The sequence below is a fragment of the Flavobacterium chungangense LMG 26729 genome, assembly GCF_000735715.2.
Classification (GTDB): Bacteria; Bacteroidota; Bacteroidia; order Flavobacteriales; family Flavobacteriaceae; genus Flavobacterium; species Flavobacterium chungangense.
The window spans coordinates 317,129-339,411 of record NZ_JASY01000008.1 but is presented as its reverse complement, the minus strand read 5'-3'; the positions used below and the strand labels follow the sequence as shown (position 1 = coordinate 339,411).

General features: G+C 33.3%; 23 protein-coding genes and 1 tRNA gene. 13 read left to right on the top strand and 11 right to left on the bottom strand.

Annotation, left to right across the window (positions count from 1 at the left end; all coding sequences use genetic code 11):
- The first annotated feature begins 137 nt into the window (after positions 1 to 137).
- The 12 genes from hisS to JE46_RS15350 all read left to right on the top strand — a co-directional run bounded on the left by hisS (position 138) and on the right by JE46_RS15350 (position 11,042).
- The gene (gene hisS / locus JE46_RS15405; RefSeq protein ID WP_031456176.1) at positions 138 to 1,568 is read left to right on the top strand and encodes a histidine--tRNA ligase; all 1,431 of its coding nucleotides are present in this window, start codon (positions 138 to 140) and stop codon (positions 1,566 to 1,568) included.
- 352 nt (positions 1,569 to 1,920) lie between these two features.
- A tRNA-Trp gene (locus JE46_RS15400) sits at positions 1,921 to 1,991 on the top strand.
- Positions 1,992 to 2,345: 354 nt separating this feature from the next.
- Positions 2,346 to 2,924, top strand: coding sequence for a nucleotide exchange factor GrpE (locus JE46_RS15395; RefSeq protein WP_031456175.1), 579 nt, complete (start codon positions 2,346 to 2,348; stop codon positions 2,922 to 2,924).
- Positions 2,925 to 3,002: 78 nt separating this feature from the next.
- The gene (gene dnaJ, locus JE46_RS15390) at positions 3,003 to 4,112 is read left to right on the top strand and encodes a molecular chaperone DnaJ (protein WP_031456174.1); all 1,110 of its coding nucleotides are present in this window, start codon (positions 3,003 to 3,005) and stop codon (positions 4,110 to 4,112) included.
- Between the two features lie 162 nt (positions 4,113 to 4,274).
- Positions 4,275 to 5,201 (top strand): ABC transporter ATP-binding protein, encoded by a 927-nt coding sequence (locus tag JE46_RS15385; protein ID WP_031456173.1) that lies wholly within the window; start codon positions 4,275 to 4,277, stop codon positions 5,199 to 5,201.
- A gap of 76 nt (positions 5,202 to 5,277) precedes the next feature.
- Positions 5,278 to 6,594: an ABC transporter permease gene (locus JE46_RS15380; RefSeq protein WP_031456172.1), complete on the top strand. Its 1,317-nt coding sequence runs from the start codon at positions 5,278 to 5,280 to the stop codon at positions 6,592 to 6,594.
- Positions 6,595 to 6,696: 102 nt separating this feature from the next.
- Positions 6,697 to 7,860: a sigma-54-dependent transcriptional regulator gene (locus JE46_RS15375; RefSeq protein ID WP_031456171.1), complete on the top strand. Its 1,164-nt coding sequence runs from the start codon at positions 6,697 to 6,699 to the stop codon at positions 7,858 to 7,860.
- Positions 7,861 to 7,935: 75 nt separating this feature from the next.
- Complete coding sequence (locus JE46_RS15370; protein ID WP_031456170.1) at positions 7,936 to 8,598, top strand: DEAD/DEAH box helicase; 663 nt, start codon at positions 7,936 to 7,938, stop codon at positions 8,596 to 8,598.
- A 16-nt stretch (positions 8,599 to 8,614) separates the two neighbouring features.
- Positions 8,615 to 9,430, top strand: a complete 816-nt coding sequence (locus JE46_RS15365) for an alpha/beta hydrolase (protein ID WP_031456169.1) — start codon at positions 8,615 to 8,617, stop codon at positions 9,428 to 9,430.
- 23 nt (positions 9,431 to 9,453) lie between these two features.
- Entirely contained in the window at positions 9,454 to 9,672 is a 219-nt protein-coding gene (locus JE46_RS15360) for a putative signal transducing protein (protein ID WP_031456168.1), read from the top strand.
- A 35-nt stretch (positions 9,673 to 9,707) separates the two neighbouring features.
- The gene (locus JE46_RS15355; protein WP_236010785.1) at positions 9,708 to 10,499 is read left to right on the top strand and encodes a Cof-type HAD-IIB family hydrolase; all 792 of its coding nucleotides are present in this window, start codon (positions 9,708 to 9,710) and stop codon (positions 10,497 to 10,499) included.
- Positions 10,500 to 10,511: 12 nt separating this feature from the next.
- Entirely contained in the window at positions 10,512 to 11,042 is a 531-nt protein-coding gene (locus JE46_RS15350; RefSeq protein WP_031456166.1) for a GNAT family N-acetyltransferase, read from the top strand.
- Between the two features lie 75 nt (positions 11,043 to 11,117).
- On the opposite strand, the gene JE46_RS15345 is transcribed toward JE46_RS15350, so the two are convergent.
- Entirely contained in the window at positions 11,118 to 11,642 is a 525-nt protein-coding gene (locus JE46_RS15345; protein WP_031456165.1) for a hypothetical protein, read from the bottom strand.
- A gap of 486 nt (positions 11,643 to 12,128) precedes the next feature.
- On the opposite strand from JE46_RS15345, the gene mtaB reads away from it, so the two are divergent.
- Positions 12,129 to 13,463 carry a tRNA (N(6)-L-threonylcarbamoyladenosine(37)-C(2))-methylthiotransferase MtaB gene (mtaB, locus tag JE46_RS15340; protein WP_031456164.1) on the top strand — a complete coding sequence of 445 codons (1,335 nt, stop codon included), beginning with the start codon at positions 12,129 to 12,131 and terminating at the stop codon, positions 13,461 to 13,463.
- Between the two features lie 167 nt (positions 13,464 to 13,630).
- Here the strand turns inward: mtaB and JE46_RS15335 are convergent, their stop codons facing one another.
- The 10 genes from JE46_RS15335 to JE46_RS15290 form a co-directional block, all read right to left on the bottom strand.
- Positions 13,631 to 14,140, bottom strand: coding sequence for a hypothetical protein (locus tag JE46_RS15335; protein ID WP_031456163.1), 510 nt, complete (start codon positions 14,138 to 14,140; stop codon positions 13,631 to 13,633).
- A 105-nt stretch (positions 14,141 to 14,245) separates the two neighbouring features.
- The gene (locus JE46_RS15330; RefSeq protein WP_031456162.1) at positions 14,246 to 14,962 is read right to left on the bottom strand and encodes a 3-ketoacyl-ACP reductase; all 717 of its coding nucleotides are present in this window, start codon (positions 14,960 to 14,962) and stop codon (positions 14,246 to 14,248) included.
- 113 nt (positions 14,963 to 15,075) lie between these two features.
- Positions 15,076 to 15,663 (bottom strand): LURP-one-related/scramblase family protein, encoded by a 588-nt coding sequence (locus JE46_RS15325; RefSeq protein WP_031456161.1) that lies wholly within the window; start codon positions 15,661 to 15,663, stop codon positions 15,076 to 15,078.
- Between the two features lie 41 nt (positions 15,664 to 15,704).
- Entirely contained in the window at positions 15,705 to 16,391 is a 687-nt protein-coding gene (locus tag JE46_RS15320) for an SIMPL domain-containing protein (protein WP_051872898.1), read from the bottom strand.
- Positions 16,392 to 16,426: 35 nt separating this feature from the next.
- Positions 16,427 to 18,559 (bottom strand): vWA domain-containing protein, encoded by a 2,133-nt coding sequence (locus JE46_RS15315; protein WP_031456159.1) that lies wholly within the window; start codon positions 18,557 to 18,559, stop codon positions 16,427 to 16,429.
- A gap of 35 nt (positions 18,560 to 18,594) precedes the next feature.
- Positions 18,595 to 19,560: a hypothetical protein gene (locus JE46_RS15310; RefSeq protein ID WP_031456158.1), complete on the bottom strand. Its 966-nt coding sequence runs from the start codon at positions 19,558 to 19,560 to the stop codon at positions 18,595 to 18,597.
- Positions 19,561 to 19,562: 2 nt separating this feature from the next.
- The gene (locus tag JE46_RS15305; RefSeq protein ID WP_031456157.1) at positions 19,563 to 20,063 is read right to left on the bottom strand and encodes an RNA polymerase sigma factor; all 501 of its coding nucleotides are present in this window, start codon (positions 20,061 to 20,063) and stop codon (positions 19,563 to 19,565) included.
- 149 nt (positions 20,064 to 20,212) lie between these two features.
- Positions 20,213 to 20,893, bottom strand: a complete 681-nt coding sequence (locus JE46_RS15300; RefSeq protein WP_031456156.1) for a CPBP family intramembrane glutamic endopeptidase — start codon at positions 20,891 to 20,893, stop codon at positions 20,213 to 20,215.
- Positions 20,894 to 21,412: a hypothetical protein gene (locus tag JE46_RS15295; protein ID WP_031456155.1), complete on the bottom strand. Its 519-nt coding sequence runs from the start codon at positions 21,410 to 21,412 to the stop codon at positions 20,894 to 20,896. It lies immediately after the preceding gene.
- 10 nt (positions 21,413 to 21,422) lie between these two features.
- On the bottom strand, positions 21,423 to 22,259 hold the full coding sequence (locus tag JE46_RS15290) for a DUF6929 family protein (RefSeq protein ID WP_031456154.1): 837 nt from the start codon (positions 22,257 to 22,259) through the stop codon (positions 21,423 to 21,425).
- Between the last annotated feature and the right edge of the window lie 24 nt (positions 22,260 to 22,283).

Here is a 22,283-nt window from a genome sequence, read left to right as displayed (position 1 = left end):
GCTGTATTATTTATTTTAAAAAGTAAGATATTTGCAGACGATTAAAAAATTAAAGAAATAATGTCAAAAGGGTTTTAGAATTAGTAGCAATGAAAATCTAAATCTAACAATCCCGAAAATCTAAATAATCTAAAAAGATGGCTTCAAAACCAAGCGTGCCAAAAGGGACAAGAGATTTTTCACCTTCAGAGGTGTCAAAGCGCCAGTATATTATACAGACTATAAAAGCTAATTTCGAGAAATTTGGTTTTCAGCCAATTGAAACGCCTTCATTTGAAAATTCAGATACGCTGATGGGGAAATATGGCGAAGAGGGAGATCGTTTGATTTTTAAAATATTGAATTCAGGTAATTTTTTCTATGATAAAAAAGAAAAAATTGAATTACCGGAATCTATAGAAGCTCTGCAAGTTAATTCTGCTGAAACAATTGATGTTAAACAAAGAATTGAGTTGAATAAATTTACTGGAAAAATTTCAGAGAAGGCATTGCGATATGATTTGACAGTTCCGTTTGCAAGATATGTTGTACAGCACCAAAATGATATTGTATTTCCTTTTAAAAGATATCAAATCCAGCCGGTTTGGAGGGCAGACAATCCTCAAAACGGACGCTATAGAGAGTTTTACCAATGCGATGCAGATGTTGTAGGTTCAAAATCGTTATGGCAGGAAGTAGAATTGGTTCAATTGTACGATACTGTTTTTAGTTCTTTAGGTTTAGAAGGGGTGACCATCAAAATCAATAACAGAAAAATATTGTCTGGAATTGCTGAGGTAATTGGTGCTTCTGATAAGTTAATTGATTTTACAGTTGCTCTTGATAAATTAGATAAAATTGGAGAAGACGGTGTTAAAAAAGAAATGATTGAAAAAGGTATTTCTGAAGAAGCTTTGGTAAAAGTGCAGCCGCTTTTTAGCTTCTCAGGAACTTTTGCAGACAAAATTGCACAGCTTTCAGAATTATTAGTTTCTTCTGAAGAGGGAATGAAAGGTGTTGAGGAATTGAAATTTATATGTGACAATGTTGCAGATTTAGGATTGTCAACTGCAATTTTAGATTTAGATGTGACTTTAGCCCGAGGACTAAATTACTATACAGGAGCTATTTTTGAAGTTGCAGCGCCAAAAACTGTTTCCATAGGTTCTATTGGCGGCGGCGGAAGATACGACGATTTGACAGGTATTTTTGGTTTAAAAAATATGAGTGGTGTTGGAATTTCTTTTGGGTTGGACAGAATTTATCTGGTTTTAGAAAAATTACAATTATTCCCGGAAACTGTTGCTGCAACTTCGAAAGCTTTATTTGTGAATTATGGTGATAAAGAAGCTTTGTATGCTTCTCAGGCAATCCAGAAATTACGACAAGAGAACATAAAAGTAGAATTGTATCCTGATAATGTAAAAGTTGGAAAACAATTTCAATATGCAGACAAACGTTTGATTCCTTTTGCAGTAATTGCAGGCGATCAGGAAATAGCTTCCAATACTTATGCACTTAAAAATTTAGTTACAGGTGAGCAGATTTCTGTTGACTTAGAAGGATTGAAGAATGCTTTATTGGCATAATTTGAATGTAAAGTGTTTTGGCATAGATCAAAAAAAGCATTTTATAGATTTTTCTTTCACTCAGATTTTTGCAGATTTCAGTAGATTTAATTTGATTTTCTAATTTAAAAAATCTGAGCACATCTGCTTAAATCTGCAAAAATCAGAGGAAACAGCTTGATATAAATTTGCATTTTTTTTGTTACAGATTTAAAGATTAAATGATTTGTTTTATGCTGATTTTGCGAATTTTAGCAGATTTAGATTGTTTTTTTATTAAAATAATCTGCACTCATCAGGTTAAATCTTTTAAAATCGGCGTGAAATAATTTGCGGGGCAAGAAAAAAACCGTTTAATTTGCGGCCTTAAGTTACGGGCGTAGTTCAAGGGTAGAATAGCGGTCTCCAAAACCGTTGATGGGGGTTCGAATCCCTCCGCCCGTGCAAAATACTAAATTATTACCGAAGATTTCAATTGAAGTTAAAAAGGTAAAAAAAAGCATAAAAAAAGCTTCGTCAATTAGGCGAAGCTTTTTTTTAATATAAGGTAAACTTGAATTAATAATTTATATAAGCCGAGGCTAACCCTTAAATTCAAACTTTGATAGGTAATAATACTGATTTTGTTTTCAGGTTCAAATATAGGGCAAACGAAAACGTAATAGTCTTAAAATTATACTAAATTTTTCTTTAAGAATTTTTAGCCTGAAAATATTTGGTCATTTTCAAAAAAAAGTGACAATTTGACATTTTAGAAGATTTGGCAGTACTTTTGCAATCCAACAGAAAGAATTAAAAATGAAGTTTAAGAATATTTTTAAAAATATAAATAATATGACTACGGAAAATACAGAATTCGATCAGGAATTAGATGATGTAACGTTAGAGAACAATGCAAACGGAGAGCAGTTAATTGTTGAAGAATTAAGTGTTGAAGAGCAATTGACTCAAGACTTGGCAAAAGAAAAAGATAAGTTTTTGAGATTATTTGCTGAATTTGAAAATTACAAAAAAAGAACTTCAAAAGAGCGTATCGATTTATTCAAAACTGCCAATCAGGAAGTTTTGTTAGCAATGTTGCCAGTTTTGGACGATTTTGACAGAGCTGCTGTAGAAATTAACAAGTCTGAAGATGAAAATTTGAAAAAAGGGGTAGAGTTAATTCACGAAAAACTAAAAAGCACATTGGTTTCTAAAGGGTTAGAGCAGGTAGAAATACAGGCTGGTGATGCTTTTAATGCTGATTTTGCAGAGGCTATTACTCAAATCCCGGCGCCTTCTGATAAACTGAAAGGTAAAATAGTTGATGTTATTGAAAAAGGATACAAATTAGGAGACAAAATTATTCGTTTTCCTAAAGTGGTTATCGGAAACTAAAAAATGCAAACAGAAGTTTCAAACGCTAGTTTTAAAATTGGCTTTTGGAATTTTAAGATTTGGAATTTAACCTTAATTATGAAAAAAGATTTTTACGAAATACTTGGCATTTCAAAAAGTGCCGATGCTGCCGAAATTAAAAAAGCATACAGAAAAAGTGCGCTAAAATATCACCCTGATAAAAATCCGGGCGACAAAGAGGCAGAAGAAAACTTCAAATTGGCAGCAGAAGCTTATGAAGTTTTAAGTGATCCTCAGAAAAAAGCGAAATACGATCAATACGGGCATCAGGCATTTGACGGTTCCGGCGGATTTGGCGGTGGTCATGGCGGTATGAATATGGATGACATTTTCAGCCAGTTTGGGGATATTTTTGGTGGTGGATTTGGTGGATTTGGTGGTGGCGGAGGTGGTCCTCGTCGTGCTAAAGGAAGCAATCTTCGAATTAAAGTAAAACTAACTTTAGAAGAAATTGCAAATGGTGTTGAGAAAAAAGTAAAAGTAAAACGTAAAGTTCAGGCTAAAGGGGTTACCTACAAAACTTGTTCGACTTGTAATGGTCAAGGACAAGTAATGCGTGTAACTAACACTATCTTAGGACGAATGCAATCTGCATCAACATGCCCTGCTTGTGGTGGTTCTGGTCAGATTTTAGATAAAAAACCTTCTGAAGCAGATTCGCAAGGAATGGTTCAGGAAGATGAAACGGTATCAATCAAAATTCCTGCCGGAGTAGTTGATGGAATGCAGTTGAAAGTTTCTAATAAAGGAAATGATGCTCCCGGTAATAGTATTCCGGGTGACTTAATTGTTGCAATTGAAGAAATTGAGCACGAATTGTTAAAACGTGAAGGAGAAAATATTCACTATGATTTATACATAAGTTTTCCTGAAGCTGTTTTAGGCGTGTCTAAAGATATCGAAGCAATTAACGGAAAAGTTCGTATTAAACTTGAAGAAGGAATTCAGTCCGGAAAAATCTTAAGATTAAAAGGAAAAGGTATTCCAAGTATCAACGGTTATGGAAACGGGGATTTATTGGTTCACGTAAATGTCTGGACACCAAAAACGTTAAATAAAGAGCAAAAACAATTTTTTGAAAATGCTTTAAATGACGAACATTTTATTCCAAGTCCTGAGAAATCAGAAAAATCATTTTTTGAAAAAGTAAAAGATATGTTTTCATAATCTAAGCTTCTTTTTAAATGTAGAAATAAATCCAAACCCATTCTAATGTAAATTTTAGAATGGGTTTTTTATGTATTAACGCTTAGATTCGCTCCGAATTATTTACTTTTACAGTCGCAAAAACATAATGGTCAAACTGACGCAGAAAATCCTGAAAACAGCATGAGCAACTTACTCGAAGTACATAAAGTCGTAAAACAATACGGCGATTATGTAGCGCTTAACGAAGTTTCATTAAATGTGCCAAAAGGCAGTATATACGGATTATTAGGTCCGAATGGAGCCGGAAAAACTTCCTTAATCAGAATTATCAATCAAATCACGCTGCCAGATAGCGGTGAAATTATTCTGGATGGAGAAAAATTACAGGCAAAACATGTGCAGACTATTGGTTATCTTCCTGAAGAAAGAGGTTTGTACAGTTCGATGAAGGTGGGTGAACAGTGTTTGTATCTGGCTCAAATGAAAGGACTTTCGAAAGCTGAAGCTAAACGACAGTTAGACTACTGGTTCGATCGTTTGGGAATTCAGGGATGGTGGAACAAGAAAATCCAGGAACTTTCTAAAGGAATGGCACAGAAAATTCAGTTTGTAGTTTGTGTTTTGCACAAACCTAAATTACTAATTTTAGATGAACCTTTTTCAGGTTTTGATCCTGTAAATGCCAATGTAATCAAAGACGAAATTTTGGCTTTGAAAGAACAAGGTTCGACAATTATTTTCTCTACCCATCGAATGGAAAGTGTAGAAGAACTTTGTGATTATATTTCTTTGATCCATAAGTCAAATAAATTAATCGAAGGCAAGGTTGGTGATGTAAAACGTCAATTTAGAACAAACAGTTTTGAAGTCGGAATTTTAACGAATAATGTTGAAGGTCTGATGTATGACATCACACAAAAGTTTACTGTTTCTCCTGCAAACTTTAAATCGCTGAATGATGATTTAAAACTAAATATACAAATTGGAAATGCAACTCCAAATGAATTATTGAACATCTTAACGCAGCGTGGACAAGTCACTCATTTCGTAGAAAAAATACCAAGCATAAACGATATTTTTATTCAGACAGTAACAGATAAAAAATAAAATTTCAAAAAATAAATTTCAAATTCCGAATTAGAGCTTTTAAATTGGAATTTGGAATTTGAAAATTAAAATATTTATGAGCATCATTTCGTTGATTATTAAAAGAGAATTTATTGCAAAAGTGCGTAATAAATCTTTTGTTGTCATGACTTTTTTAAGTCCGTTATTGTTTGTAGCAATTGCGGGGTTTATTGGCTATCTGAGTTCAATGAAGGCTGAAACCAAACGAATTGCCATTCATGATGAAACGGGCTTATTTGTTGCAGATTTTTTAAAAGAAAATAAGAAGGGTGCTGAATTTAAATATCTTAATTTATCTGAAATTGATGTAAAAGCTTTAAAAGACAGTATTACAAAAGAAAATTTCAGCGGATTAATCGTTATTCCGAAAACCAGTGAAAACAAAGACTTAGAAAGTAAAATTGAATTTATTTCTAATAGCAGTCCCAGTATTTCTTTTATAGAAAACACTCAGGATATCATTGGTAATAAAATTACGAAACTAAATCTGGAAGAAGCCAAACTGGATACTTTGGCAATTCAAAAAGCACAATCAAAAGTTAATATTCATTTGGTTAAAGCTTCCGGAGAAGAAAGTTTAAAAGGCCTGAACGAAATTAAAATCGGAATTGGAGGTGCTTTCGGATACTTAATCATGATGTTCATTATCATTTATGGAAATATGGTCATGAGAAGCGTAATTGAAGAAAAAACAAGCCGGATTATTGAAATTATCATTTCATCGGTTAAGCCATTTCAATTGATGATCGGTAAAATTGTGGGGACTTCGCTTGCAGGATTGTTGCAATTTATAATCTGGGCTATAATTGGTTTAGGATTGATGTTTGCTGCATCGGTATTTTTTGGAGTAAATGTTGGACCAACGGCTAGAATTTCTCCTGAATTAATGCAATCAGCACAACACGAGCTCTCAGGCTCTGCGCAAATGTATATAACTGAATTATGGAATTTACCAATTGCCAGCATCTTAATTGGTTTTGTGATTTATTTCATTGGAGGCTATTTTCTATATAGTTCCTTTTATGCAGCAATTGGAGCAGCAGTCGACAATCAAACGGATTCACAGCAATTTCTTTTACCTATCATGATGCCATTGATTTTGAGTGTTTATATCGGTTTTTTTACCGTTGTAAATGACCCTCACGGAACTGTGGCAGTTGTATTTTCAATGATTCCGCTAACGTCTCCAATTGTTATGTTAATGAGACTTCCGTTTGGCGTGCCTTGGTGGCAAATCGCAATTTCGGTATCATTATTGTTTGCAACCTTTTTCTTTGTGGTTTGGTTTGCTGCAAAAATTTACCGTGTAGGGATTTTAATGTATGGTAAAAAACCAACATGGAAGGAATTGTACAGATGGCTTAAATATTAATTGAGGGCGCTAAGATACTAAGGTTCTGAGACGCTAAGATTTTAGCTGTCAGAAAAAAACTTAGAAACTTAGCAGCTTAGAATCTCAGAATCTTAAAAATATATGAGTAAAATACTAATTATAGAAGACGAAGCAGCTATCAGAAGAGTTTTGGTAAAGATTTTATCAGAAGAAAATGATACATATCAGGTTGAAGAGGCAGAAGATGGTGTTACCGGACTTGAGAAAATAAAAAACAATGACTATGATTTGGTTTTGTGTGATATCAAAATGCCAAAAATGGACGGTGTTGAGGTTTTAGAAGCGGTAAAAAAGATCAAACCTGAAATCCCGATGGTGATGATTTCCGGTCACGGCGATATGGAAACTGCGATTCAAACAATGCGTTTAGGCGCATTTGATTATATCTCGAAACCACCGGATTTAAATCGTTTGCTAAATACGGTCCGAAATGCTTTAGATAAAAAACAGCTCGTTGTTGAAAATAAAATTCTGAAGAAAAAGGTCAGTAAAAACTACGAAATGGTGGGAGAAAGCGAAGCTATTAATCATATAAAAGTAATGATTGATAAAGTAGCTCCAACTGAAGCCAGAGTTTTAATTACGGGACCTAACGGAACAGGAAAAGAATTGGTAGCCCATCAATTACACGAGAAGAGCGAACGTGCTAATTTTCCATTAATTGAAGTAAATTGTGCTGCGATTCCGAGTGAATTGATTGAAAGTGAATTATTTGGTCACGTAAAAGGTGCTTTTACATCAGCCGTGAAAGATCGTGCCGGAAAGTTTGAAGCAGCTGACAAAGGAACTATTTTCCTGGATGAAATTGGTGACATGAGTCTCTCGGCGCAAGCCAAAGTATTACGTGCTTTACAAGAAAGTATGATTACCAGAGTTGGAGCAGAAAAAGATATTAAAGTGGATGTTCGGGTAGTTGCAGCGACCAATAAAGATTTAAAAACAGAAATTGCAGAAGGTCGTTTCCGTGAGGATTTGTACCACCGTCTGGCTGTAATTTTAATTAAAGTTCCCGCATTAAATGACAGGCGTGATGATATTCCGGCCCTGATTAAACATTTTTCTGAGAAAATTGCTTCGGAACAAGGGAACGCCCTGAAAGTGTTTTCGGCGCAAGCCATAAAATTATTACAGGAATATGACTGGACAGGAAATATTCGTGAACTTCGAAATGTGGTTGAGAGACTTATTATTTTAGGTGGAAACGAAATCTCAGAAACCGATGTTAAAATGTTTGCAAGTAAATAAATTTAATGATTTAAAAATTTGAGAATTTGGCCTGAGCTGAAATTTTTTAATTTTTAAATCTTTTAATCATTAATAATGAAACTAAAAAAAATAAACGAAAAGCTACAAGATGCACTCATTGAAAATGGTTTGACAGAAGCAAATATATTGCAAATGGAAACTTTTTCAACAATCAAAAGTGGTGCGGACTGTATGGTTATTTCTCCGGCAGGAACTGGAAAATCGACAACAATTGTATTGAATGTAATTCAGCAATTGGCTGGGCAAACAGAAGAATCACCACGTGCTTTGATTATTGTTGAAGACAAGGAGAAAGTGCTGGCTATGGAAGCTCTTTTCGAAAAATACGGAAAGTATACTAATCTTGAAGTATATGGTGTGCATGATAAGGGAGATATGGATTATGATAAAAATTATATTTCAACGGGAATTGATGTTTTAATTGGAACACCAAATAAGTTAAGCGATATGTTTACTACGGCAGGTTATAATGTAAATCGTTTGAAAATGTTTATTCTTGACGATGCTGATCCAATTTTGAAATTACGAAATGAAACTAAAATCATGCGTATTTCGAATAGTATTGCAAAAACTCAACGTATCATTTTTGCTGAAACCTTAACTGAACGCATCGAAATTTTAGCAGATAAAATGCTGTTGGAACCTTATTTCTTTGATATGGATGAAGAGGGTGAAGAGGAGCTTGATGAAGAGGAAGATGATATAGAAGAGGAATAAGCTGTTTCGAAATTATATGGAAATCATAAAGACATTTAAATTTTTAGCAATCGTACTTTCAGTATTTTTTGTTGTCGTTTATGTAATTATTGTTTCTTATGTATATTTTAATCAGGTTGGAATGGTTTTTCAAAGTGCTGCTCTTTCTAAAGAATATCAGTTTGAATATCAAAGTCAATTTGAAGAGATAAACATTAAATCTTTTGATGGAGTAAATCTTAACGGAATTTTATTTAAAGCAGAGAATTCCAAAGGTTTGGTTTTTTATCTTCATGGAAATGCAGGAACACTTGAAACCTGGGGAAGTATTTCTAAAATTTATACTTCATTAGGATATGATATTTTTATTTTGGATTACCGAAGTTTCGGGAAAAGTGAAGGCGAAATAGAAAATGAAGAACAGTTAAATAAGGATGTTACGGTAGTCTATAAAAAAATAAAACAAAGATATTCAGAAGACAAAATTATCATTGCAGGTTATTCGATCGGTTCAGGTCTGGCCACAATTTTAGCTTCTGAAAATAAACCAAAAGCTTTAATTCTGCAATCTCCTTATTTTAGTTTTACAGAACTATCAAGTACGAAAGTTCCCTTGTTTCCTAATTTCATGAAGAAGTTTCGTCTGGATACCTTCATGTATTTACCAAAAGTAAAAGCACCGGTTTATATTTTTCACGGAACAGACGATCAACTAATTCCTTTTGATAATTCTGTTCGGTTAAAAAAGCTTTTAAAATCAAACGATCATTTTTATCCACTTAAAAATCAGGGACATGTTGGTGTGAATGATAATGATGATTTTCAAAATCAGCTAAAAATAATTTTACAATAAAATAATAATAAAAAATAAATGTCATGGGATTGATGAAAGCGTTTTCAGGAAGTGAAGTATTAGCAATTGCTTTGCAGGAGAGATTGGAAGAAGCCGGAGTAGAAACAGTAAAAAAAGATAATATTCAATCTGCGCGTTTAGGAGGTTTTGGAGGAACAGATCTGGCTGTTGAAATTTTCATTCAGGAGACTGATTTTGCAAAAGCAAATCCGGTAATTGAAAAGTTTAGAATGAGTATTTAATTCTGATTTTAATTATATTAAATATGCAATATAAAATGTTAGTACTCGACATGGATGATACCTTGTTGACAGACGATCATAAAATTTCGGAATTAAATAAAAAAGTACTTCTTGAGGCACAGACAAAAGGGGTTTATGTTGTTTTGGCTTCCGGGCGTCCAACATCTGCTATGACTGCTTATGCAAAGGAACTAGAATTAGATTTAAATGATTCTTATATAATTTCATTTAATGGTGCTGTTATAAGCCAGGCAAAGGATGATCTTGTTTTATTTGAGCAATGCTTAACTACTGCCCAAATTCATGATTTATACGATTATAGTGTAAAAATGAAAACCCATATTATTACCTATCTGGATGGCGAAATTATAAGCGAAACCGATTCCGAGTATATAGAAATTGAAAAAGAAATTACTGGACTGCCTCATAATAAAGTTTTCAGTTTTAAAGATTATGTAGGCAGACCTGCAGTAAAATGTATTTTGTTGGAACATCCTGATTATTTAAAAGAAATAGAGAAAGATTTGAAAACAGAAATGCCTCATTTAAGTATTGCGATGTCTAAACCTTTTTTTCTGGAAGCTGCTCAACACGGAATTGACAAGGCAGCAAGTATAAAGTTCCTTGCTGAAAAGTTAAACATTCATCAAAGCGAAATTATCGCAGTTGGAAATGCAGGTAACGATTTAACCATGATTGAATATGCCGGTTTAGGAGTTTGGGTTGATAATGTTACGCCTGAACTACGCGATAGGGCAAACGTAATTGTAGCATCAAATAATGATGATGGCGTGGCTGAAGTGGTACAGCGTTATATTCTGAATTAATAAGGTTTTTTAATGGGAAAACAAATAGAAACGGAACGTCTAATTTTGAGAGAATTGCTTCTCTCTGATGCAGAAGGAATGTTTGAATTAGATTCAAATCCAAATGTCCATCTTTTTTTGGGAAGTAAACCCGTTACAGTTATTGAGCAAAGTGTTGATATAATTAAAAATATCCAACAGCAATATAAAGAATTTGGAATCGGTCGCTGGGCTGTTATTCTAAAAGAAACTGGAGCGTTTATTGGTTGGTCGGGAATAAAATTCATCACAACTGAAATCAATAATAATAAGAATTTCTATGAAATAGGATATCGTTTTATTGAAAAGCATTGGGGAAAAGGGTATGCTACCGAAGCAGGAAAAGCTTTTGTTGATTATGCTTTTAACGAAATGAAAGTAGAAGCGCTTTATGCCTATGCCGATGCAGGAAACGAAAGTTCTAGAAAAATATTAGAGAAACTAGGTTTCCATTTTGTAAATTCCTTCGAATTCGATGAGGAGTTAGAAGTTTGGTACGAACTTAAAATTCCAAACTTGATATAAAAATGAATTCCAAATCTTTACATACTTAAAAGTCAGTAAAGATTTGGAATCAATTAAAGAAAATATTTTGAAATATTATTTTTTAGCTACAGAAACAAAATATTTATTTCCGTCACCCATTGTTAGTTTTACGCGCTCATCGCAAAGATCTATCGCAAAATTATCACTTTCATAACAGCTGCAGGTTGTATTTTTGTCTTTAGACATTTCGGTTTTGCAATTATTATTCTTAAAAGTTGCTAACTGAGGAGTATATAAACTTACCAAATCTGTAGAGGCAGTAACCAATGAAATGATACTTGCTGAGTTCGTGTTTGTAATTCTGTACACAATTCTGTCAGTATAATTAACTTCGTTAACAACAACCTTTCTTATATATGTATAAGCTGTAGAACCTTCACCTGGCTCTTTAACTTCAAATTTAAATCCAACGGCACGAATGGCAATGTCAAATTTTTGCTGAGAATTAAAACTGGCCCACGTAGTTAGGGTGCTGATCGTTGGAAACGGGTTTGCACTTGCTGCAGGAGCATTTGTCTGTGCCTGTGTATTAAAAATCGTTAAGAAAATTAAGCAGATCGTGGGGAAAAATGCTTTCATATGTTTTTTTAATTTTAAAGTTTGCCTACTCTAAATTGGTTTTCGGCGTTTCCCATTGTATCAAATATTTTGAAAATTTTAAAACGTTGTAAATCGAATAATCTTATGTTTCAGATTTAATTTTTTTATCAAATTTCGATGTGTGAATTTAGGTTTAATATTAATGTCAGCAAAGAAAAATGTAAGAAAATTTTAATTGTACAACTTATTTTATGTATTTAGTCGGATTTATTTGCTTTTTGTCGATTTTTTCTGTCATTTTTTAAAATTTTAATTTAAGATTCGCATCAAAAAACGATTCATTTTTCACCATCCTAATTTATTAAAATACTTTAATTTAAACAAAATAATTGACTGTTTAGTTCAATGTGTTGATTTATAATATATTATTGATTTTATTTTAAAGAAATTTGTGTGTAAATTTGCAAACTCTTTAATTAAAGATGTAAATATAATATCTTACTACTTAAAATGTAGTGTATTCTCATGGAAAATAGAAAAAAAGTTGCTTTTTATACGCTTGGCTGCAAACTGAATTTTTCAGAAACATCTACTATTGCCAGAAACTTTAATGATGAAGGTTTCGACAGAGTTGATTTTGAAGAAGTAGCAGACATTTATGTTATCAATACTTGCTCTGTAACTGAAAATGCTGATAAGCAATTCAAACAGGTTGTAAAAAAAGCTATGAAACTTAATGAGAAGGCTTTTGTTGCCGCTGTGGGCTGTTATGCACAATTAAAACCAGAGGAATTGGCAGCTGTTGATGGCGTCGATTTGGTTTTGGGAGCTACTGAAAAATTTAAAATTACAGATTATATTCATGACCTGAGCAAAAATGACATGGGGGAGGTTCATTCCTGCGAAATTGCCGAGGCTGATTTTTATGTAGGAAGTTATTCTATTGGTGATCGTACCCGTGCTTTCCTGAAAGTTCAGGATGGTTGTGATTATAAATGTACCTATTGCACAATTCCGTTGGCGAGAGGAATTTCAAGAAGCGATGCTTTAGAAAATGTATTGCAAAATGCCAAAGAGATTTCAGCACAAAACATAAAAGAAATTGTTTTAACCGGTGTCAATATTGGGGATTATGGCAAAGGTGAGTTTGGAAATAAAAAACACGAACATACTTTCCTGGACTTAGTGCAGGCTTTGGATAAAGTAGAAGGAATCGAGCGTTTGCGAATATCCTCTATCGAACCGAATTTATTGAAAAATGAAACTATTGAGTTCGTTTCTAAAAGCCGAACTTTCGTGCCCCATTTTCATATTCCACTGCAATCCGGGAGTAATGATATTTTAAAATTAATGAAACGTCGTTACTTGCGTGAAGTGTATACAGAGCGTGTCAATAAAATTCGCGAGGTAATGCCGCATGCCTGTATAGGTGTTGATGTAATTGTAGGGTTTCCAGGTGAAACAGATGAACATTTCTTAGAAACGTATCATTTTCTGAATGAAATGGATATTTCGTATTTGCATGTTTTTACCTATTCTGAAAGAGATAATACTGAAGCTGCTGATATGCCAGGGATTGTTCCTTCTAATGTAAGAGCAAAACGAAGTAAAATGCTGCGTGGATTATCGGTTAAAAAACGTCGCTCTTTTTACGAAAGTCAATTAGGATCTAACAGGACTGTTTTATTCGAAAGTGAAAATAAGGAAGGCTATATTCATGGTTTTACTGAAAACTATGTAAAAGTAAAAACACCGTGGAATCCCGAATTAGTTAATACTTTGCAGGAAATTAATTTAACCAAAATCGATGAAGACGGTAGTGTTCGATTGAAGTTTTTAAATAAGTTAACTGAAGCTTAATTCACAGAATATTGTCATCTCAACGTAAGGAGAAATCACATACGAAGCTCCGTAAAGTTTGGCTTCAATCTTTGTCGAATCCCGGATGTGATTTCTCCTTACGTTGAGATGACATAAAATTTAAAAAAGTCCTTGAAAAAGGACTTTTTTTATGCATTTATAAAATATTATTTCTCGTTTTCCTGCGAAACCAATTTCAAAGAATTGATATAATCCGAATCAAATTCAATAACCCTTATCTTATCGGGATTGAAATTAAGCTCTCCTCCAAATTGACCTCTGATATCTAAAAAATCAATCGTTAAAATTTCATCGTTTATCTCTATCAATTTTCCTAAATAAACCGATTTTGGGGATTTCTTTACAATCTGGAAAATGCCATATTTGTTGTTGATATAATGCAGTATGGTACTCAAATCCTTAATTGGAATAATGTCTTCGGCATTTGTTTTTAACCCTTTAAGGCGAATCACTTTTTCATTAAATACCAGTTCTTCATCTCTTTCGATTGCTTCTATATTTTTATTTTTTAAAATCACAAAACCATCAACTATAAAATCGATTGGATTGTTTTTAAGTAAAATCCAGTCATCCGAATAATCAATCAGAAATCCGGTAAAGATTTCTTTTTTATCAGTAAATGCAATTGAAACCAATTGTCTTAAATATTGTTCCATTTTGTTTGTTTTTTAAATTCCGTAAGTGTGATGTGCCAAATTCCATTTAAGTTAAGGAAAAGAATTGAAATTTGTAATAGCAATGATTGGAATTTATATTTTAATTTAAGGATTTGTAGACCAAATACTGCTGTTTTTTATAAACACCCTACGATTTAGTTTCAGTTGTGCAATAATTAACTCAGCAATATCTTCAGATTGCATCACTTTTTCAGGATTGCCGTCGGTCAGGTTTAAATCTTTTGCCATATCAGTTGCTACGGTACTTGGTGTTAAGGCTGTAACACGAATATTGTGTTTTCTAAGTTCCTGCATCAGGGAGTCAGTCAATCCCAAAACAGCAAATTTAGATGCACTATAGGCACTTGTCAGGGCATTTCCGTTTAGTCCCGCTGTAGAAGAAATGTTGATGATATCACCTGTTTGTCTTTCGATCATATTTGGCAGAACGGCACGGGTTGTATAATAAGTTCCCATTAAGTTTACCTGAATAATTTTTTCCCATTCGGCAGGTTCTAACTCCAGAAATTTCCCAAAAGAAGCAATTCCTGCATTATTGATTAAAATGTCGATGCTTTTAAATTTTGATAAAGCTGTCTCTACTGCCTTGTTAATTGAATTAATATCGGCCACATCAGCAGTCAGAGCCAATGATTTTACTCCAAAATTTTCAATTTTAACAGCCAGCTGCTCGACATCCAGTTGTGTTCTTGAAACTAAAATTACGTTTACACCTTCTTTTGCCAGAGCAATGGCAATAGCTTTTCCAATTCCTTTTCCGGCTCCTGTAATCAGGGCATTTTTATTTTTTAAATTAGTCATGAGTTTATTTTTTAGAAATGCAAAAAGCATCAGTTGAGTATTGCAAAAATACAGTTTTTGCTTACCAAAATGATGCTTTTATATTTTCTTAATCTAAGTTTAACAGCTTTTGTTTATTCCTTCAAAACCATGTCAATGCACATTACGGCTGCCAGGATTAATTGTCTGAGCGGAGAATCAGCTGGTACTGCTTCTTCAATTTGCAGGACATAATTATCAGCACTGGTAAAAAACTCTTTACCCATTCCTGCCCACTTTTTGTTTACCTGAGCAAGTTGTTTGTTTTCATGCGAAAATTTAAAATCCCAGCCGGTCCATTTTCCCTGAAGCGTTGCCACAGGCTTTTCATTTTTGTCTAAAATTTCAAATTTTCCTCCAATAGAAAAGAATTTTTGTTTAAAGGTTCCAATCAGTCTGTCTTTCTCATCAAATATTTCGACAGTAGATCGAAAGATTGCAATACCACGTTTTACTGAAATTAATTTTTCGCCACTTGCTGTAGTGATTTCAACATTGAAAGGAGTTGCTCTTTTGTAATCTGTAAAACGGAGTATTTTTGTAAAAAAGCCAAGATTGTTCTCACGGCAGTTCATGATAATCTGGTTGCTTTCAGGGTTATAAATATCGTAATTGTTTGAGGCTTTAAACATTCCGACATGTTCTTTTACTAAAAATAGGTTTTGACTTAAAATTGGGTTCATGAAATTTTACTTATAGTTGATTTATATAGAGCTAAATTAAATTATTCTATGAGAAATCTAACTTGAACTGTGCTTGAAATTTTAATTTTTTCAAATTCAATGTTAAATTCTTGAGGCATATTTTCGTTGCTGTTTCCGTAAATACGCGATTCATTTGTTGATAATTGATTTGGAATTTCATTGAGGTTACTCATCTGAAAAATATTTCCAACTTTTTGATTTAAAGGTTTTGTAAAACTTTCTGCCGTTTGTTTCGCATTTAAGATTGCATTTTTGTTAAGCAAAAGTCTTATTGTTTTTTCATCTGTGTTTTCAATCTTTTCAATTCGAACATTTGAAATGTCAATTTTTTCCAAATTAATAAAAACTTTTGAAGCATCCGAAGCATTTTTGACTAAAACGAAATATGATTTTGATTTGAAAATGTCATTTTGTTTTATGAAATGATATTTTAAATTACTGGACATGTCATTTATACTTAGATTTTTTTCTATGTCAATCCCAATGTTTTGCAATTTCAATATCATTTCTTTTTCTAAGTCTTCTATTGATTTTTTTCCTTTTGAGTCTTTTTCGGTTAAGAAAATACTGATCCATATTTTATTTGGAGCGACTAATGTATCAGCTTGACCGGAAACTTCAATAAAAGGCTTGTCAATTGAATTTTTAGTTTGGGAAAAGGAATTTATTGTTAACAGTGCAAATAATGCTAAAAGACTTTTTTTCATTGTTTTAAAAGTTAATTTTAAATGTAAATAAGAAATTAATTATACTCTTTAGCAGTTTCAACCAGACGAATAAATTCAGCTTTATAGCCTTCGCCGTCATTTGAATTTCCTTGTTTGGCTAATTTTACAATTTCTTCAGAAGATTTGTTTGATATTAATTTTGAATCTCTCAATTTTAACCCAAACCAGGCCACGGCCGAACTGAATTTAAAATCATCAGAAGCTTTTTCTAAAACAACAGATTTGTTTTCGATCACCTGAACCATTTCGATACTTTTATCGCCATCAGGTTTTTTATAGCGAAATTTTATCGTTGCAAGTTCATTGTTGAAATTGGTTGTAGTTTCCTGAACTTTTGTGTATTTTAAATCATCAGGAAGGTTTGTGATGTATTTACTGGAAACTCCTGCCGGAATGATTTCATACAAAGCCGTAACGATGTGGTTGCTCCCCAATTCACCCGCATCTATAGCATCATTTTTGAAATCTTCCGGACGAAGTTTTCTGTTTTCATATCCGATTAAACGGTAAGACTGCACTTGTTTAGGATTGAATTCAATCTGAATTTTGACATCTTTCGCAATCGCAAACATCGATCCTTTAAATTCTTTTCCTAAAAAACGATTTGCCTCCTGAATATTATCAATGTAAGCGTAATTTCCGTTTCCTTTATCGGTCAGGATTTCCATTTTGCTGTCTTTGTAATTGCCCATTCCGTAGCCTAAACAAGTCAGGAAAACACCGGTTTTTCTTTTCTCTTCAATTAGTTTTTCCATATCAGTATTCGAAGAATCTCCCACATTAAAATCGCCGTCAGTTGCAAGGATTACCCGGTTATTACCATTTTTAATAAAATTTTCAGAAGCAATTTTATAGGCCAGATTGATTCCGGCTCCTCCTGCAGTACTTCCTCCGGCGTTTAATTGATCCAAAGCATCAACAATAGTTTTTTTCTCGTCTCCCGAAGTTGGAGGCAAAACCAATCCGGCAGCCCCAGCGTAAACCACAATGGCAACTTTGTCTTTTGGTCGTAATTCGTTTACCAAAATTTTCATCGATTGTTTTAATAAAGGCAATTTGTTGATGTCGCTCATTGATCCGGAAACATCAATTAAGAAAACAAGATTAGAAGCCGGTAAATCATCGGTTGGAATGTTTTTTCCCTGTAAACCAATTTTAAGGATTTTATTTTTGGAATTCCATGGAGAATCACTTAATTCGGTATTGATAGAAAACGGATGCTGGTCTTTTGGCTGTGGATAATTGTATTTGAAGAAGTTTACCATTTCCTCGACACGCACAGCATCTTTTGGAACTTTCTGTCCGTTGTTTAGGAAACGTCTGATATTGGTATAAGAAGCATTGTCAACATCAATAGAAAATGTAGAAAGCGGTGCAGTTTTCGGACTTTCGAAAGCATTTTCTACAAATGTATCATAATCTTCCTGAGAAGGTTCTGCAGGGATTGGCGTAATTGTGTTTAATTTTTTGTCTAATTCTTTTTCAGAGAGATTTTTATAAAGGTCATTTTTCGTAGTGATGATAACAGTTCCATTATTATTAGTTCCGCTATGAATCGATGAATTTGGATCATTCTTTAGAATATGAACATCTTTAATATCATTTGGATTGATTTTTGCCATTTGGTCGGCTTTAATACGAACTCCGTCAACAATATACACAGGTTCATTTTTAGATGAAATTGAAGAAGATTCCAGAACTGTTGTAACACTTGCATTTGTAACTGGCTGAACTTGTTTTTTTGAAGTTTTTGCTCTGACTTCTGTCCCTTGAACTATTTGTACGGAAGCTGCTGTTTGGTGTTTTTTGCGTTTAATGGCATAACCTGTAACGACAACTTCTTCTAATGACTGGCTTTCTTCTTCGAGTTTTACATTAATAATGGTTTTGTCTCCAACAACTTTTGTTTGTGATCTCATGCCGATGAAACTAAAAACCAGCACATCTCGTTTTTGTGCCTGAATAGAATAGTTCCCATTATAATCTGTTTGAGTATTTTTTTTAGTGCCTTTAATCACTACATAAGCGCCAGGAAGAGGTATGTTAGATTGATCTGTCACAATTCCTGTAATTGTTCTTTCCTGTGCCATGGTTACGAAACATATAAGCATAGTAATGGCTAATGAAATAAGTTTTAGACTTTTCATGATAGTAAGTTTTAGAATTAATGTTTGGGTCTTGGCTATTTTTTCAGAGCCGGTTTTCCAGTTTTAGTAGTGATGATAACAACTCCTTTTCTGCCTTTTTCGCCATATTTTTCTGTGGCTTCCAGATCCTGAAGTATGGTAATGGTTTTGATTTCCTGTTTATTTAAAGGAGCATACGGACTCGTCGGGTTTTTTCCGAATAAATCATTTTCAGAGAAATAAATGCCGTCAATGATGTACAAAGGTTCATCGAGAATAACGAGTGATTCTACATTTTCCGGACTCATATTAGGAAGTTCGTCCTGCATCATTTTATCTCTTTTAGAATCGTCATTGTGTGCCATGGCATTTCCGTTCAGGACAATCAATGGTGCTGACTTTTTAGCCTTTTGTTCTTGTTTGTCGGCAAAAGCAGCTTTAGCAGCTTCTCTTTCTTTGAATTTTGAAGAGTAACCCATTTCTTCACTGGTTTCTTTTTTTGAAACTATAGTATTGTCTTCTTCAAAAAGGCCCTCTTTTTTTTGGGGAGCTGCAATAGCTTCGGGAGTCATTTCAGAAACAACCACCGGTTCAATAAGTTGAACACTAGATCCCATTCCGGTTGCTTGATGAATGGCGACACTCTCTTTGTTTTTTGCCTGATTTTCAAGAATTTTAATTGCTTCTTCCTTAGAGACAATTCCGGAGTCAGAAGAAAACGTTTCGTTTTTTGGATTTAAATCCGGTTTTTGAGATTTTTCAGTTTCCTGAATAACCACTTTTGGAATCTCATTTACTGGATTTTTGTCTGACTTTAAAAATTGAAATCCAAGAGAAAGTAATAACAGAAAGGAAGCTGCGACTGCAATTTTCTTCCATAAAGCAATGGTTTTTTTATCTTCTTTTTTATCCAGTTTATCTTCTACGCGCGACCAGATCTTTTCCATTCCCGGGAAATCTTTTTGTTCCGAGTTTTGCGCGGCTTCTTTAAATTTATCGAATATTTTATCGTGATTGTCCATGACTATTTTGCTTTTTGATAATACAATTTATTTACTAATTCCTTCAGCTTGGTTTTGGCCGCATTGAGCTGCGATTTTGAAGTGCCTTCAGAAATATTGAGCATTGCTGCAATTTCCTTGTGTCCGAAACCTTCAATGACAAAAAGATTGAAAACCGTTTTGCAGCCTTCGGGAATATGGTTTAATAAATTGAGTAAATCCTCTTCTTCTAATGTGTTAATCTCATCTGTAAAAGGCTGAGAAAGTACTTTTACATCATCAAGATACATGTTGAAATTGGTGCTCTTTTTAATAGTTGCCAAACAGTGATTTACGGTAATTTTTCTGGCCCAGGCTTCAAAGGCTTTTTCTTCTTTGAGCTGGTCGAGTTTTGTAAAGATGGTGTAGAAAGCATCGGCCAGGGCTTCTTCTATTTCTTCTTCCTTCTTGAGGTATCGTTTGCAAACACGATACAATTTTGGAGCCATGTGCTCATAAACCTGACGCTGGGCATCACGGTTCATTTTTTTGCAGTTAGAAATTAGCGTTTCGTTTATCACAATTTTGGTCTTTAATTATAAAGAGGGCGAAAAAGATAAAAAGGTTGGGACGAAGATGAAAATAAATGTAAAAATAATTCAAATTAGGTTTTAATTTGCTGATCCTTAATTTGTTATTTTGTTTTTAACATTAAAAGAAAAAGATCCCATAAAAAATGACAGATAATTACAATTTTGATGTTTCTGTATTTTTCATACTGCAAAGCCAATACCACCCCGATGACGATTGGGCCAATAATATTCACCAAAGTGCCATAGCCAAAGTGCATAAATCCAAAAACAGAACTGGAAATAAGTATAGCCAGCTTTTGATTTTTAACCAGTAATTCTAATCTGGGCAACAGATAGCCCCTGAAAATTAATTCTTCAGTAATACCAGCAGTTACACAGGTAAAAAAAAGTAATACATAACTTTTTTTTAAAATCCCTAAGGCTTTATTTAACACAGTACTTTGAGAATTCATTTTCAATAACATAAATAAAAGACCTGTTAAGACAACAGCCAGAAATAATTTTAAAAATGTTTTTAATATTGCTGTTGTTAAAAAAGAAAATGAATATTCAGTTTCTTTCCAATGCAGAAAGGGCTGTTTTTCTATTTTAAAAGAATAGAGGAATAAAAGCAGTAACGAAATCCAAATTGTAAATCTCGAAATATAGAATTGAGCTTCTTTACTAAGTCCTGAATCTTTGAATAATAAAGAAGAATAAATTGCCAGAAAAGGAAGGAGTATTGAAAGGATGATGCCGATAATTAAAGTTGGTTTCTTAGCTGCGTTTGTAATGTTGAGCATTTACTTAGTTTGTAGGGATTGATTATTATACCATTTTTCTATTTTTTTTATTGACTCTAAATCTGTTTTAGGATTACAATTTAATCCTAAATTGATTTTTGTTTGAGAAATATAAGAGTTTAGAAAAATTAAGGCAAAACCTCCAACTTCACCATTTTTACTTAGCATATGTGAAGAGAATAAATTCATATATCCACAGCATTTTTCTCTAGAATGCATAATTGAAATTAGATATTGAACATCATTTGGCTTAACCCAATTTTCTGGAAAATCTCCTATCATTGTTACAAAATTAAAACGGGAGTTTTTATTATATCTTTCAGTAAAAAGTGCGATAAATGATTTTGGATTTAAATCTTTTGGGCATAAAGTTTTGGGATATTCTTTTTGTATTAAATCTTCTATACTTGCAAATTCTATGTTATCTTTTTCTACATTGGTTATTTTGAAGTAATAAAATAGATAACCTCCAATTGAAAGAATAAAAAATAGTATTAGTGAGAGAATTATTTTTTTCATACAAATCATATTACTTAACCGGCAATGTCAATTTATAAATCTTAGTTTCCAAAAGCTCAGTGTCATTGTCCTCGCAAAGCAGAAACTCAATTTTATTGTTCTCTTTTTTGTAAAGTGTCAAACCTTCAAATTTATTGGTTGCCGTGATTTTTTGAGTAAAATCGATTTTCATGGTTTTAAGGTCGATTCGGCCAATGAAACTTCCTAAGACTTCGCCATCATCGTAGGTTGATTTGGTGTCTTCGGCGGTAGAAAGGAAATAGATTTTGTCTTCGACTAAAATGGCATCGGTAAAACTGGAACGAACGCCTTTTATTTTTGGCAGTTTGTAATTGACAGAAATCAGGGCAAATTCTTCCCCAAGATTTTTGGCATGGATGGTAAAAATGGTGTTTTTGTTCGAAATTCCGTTCCCGCGGTTGAATAAGTACCAGTTTTCACCATCAAAAATAGCACCTTCGATATTGAAATCTTCGGGTTTTATTTCACCGAAATTTTGCATCAGCGCATACAAATCGACCAGATTATTTTTTTGTATAACCGTTTTTGATTTAAGATCGAATTCAATCATTTTGTTTCGGTTTTCGGTGGATCCGGAACCAAAAACATACAGTGTGTCGTTGTGATGCGTGATCGATTCAAAATCCGGTTTTAAGTTTTTTGGAATGTTTTGCGTTGGATTTTCTATTAAAGGATGCTGGTTTAACTGCTTATTCTGCATGTTGTATTCGTATAAAAATCCGCTGTTGTCGCCAATAACATAAAGTGAATCATTATTTAAAAATAATCCGGAGGCAGAACCGATTCCGATGATTTGAAATAGTATTTCTAATGTGAATTTTTCCATGAATTGTTGTTTTGAGTACTGGTA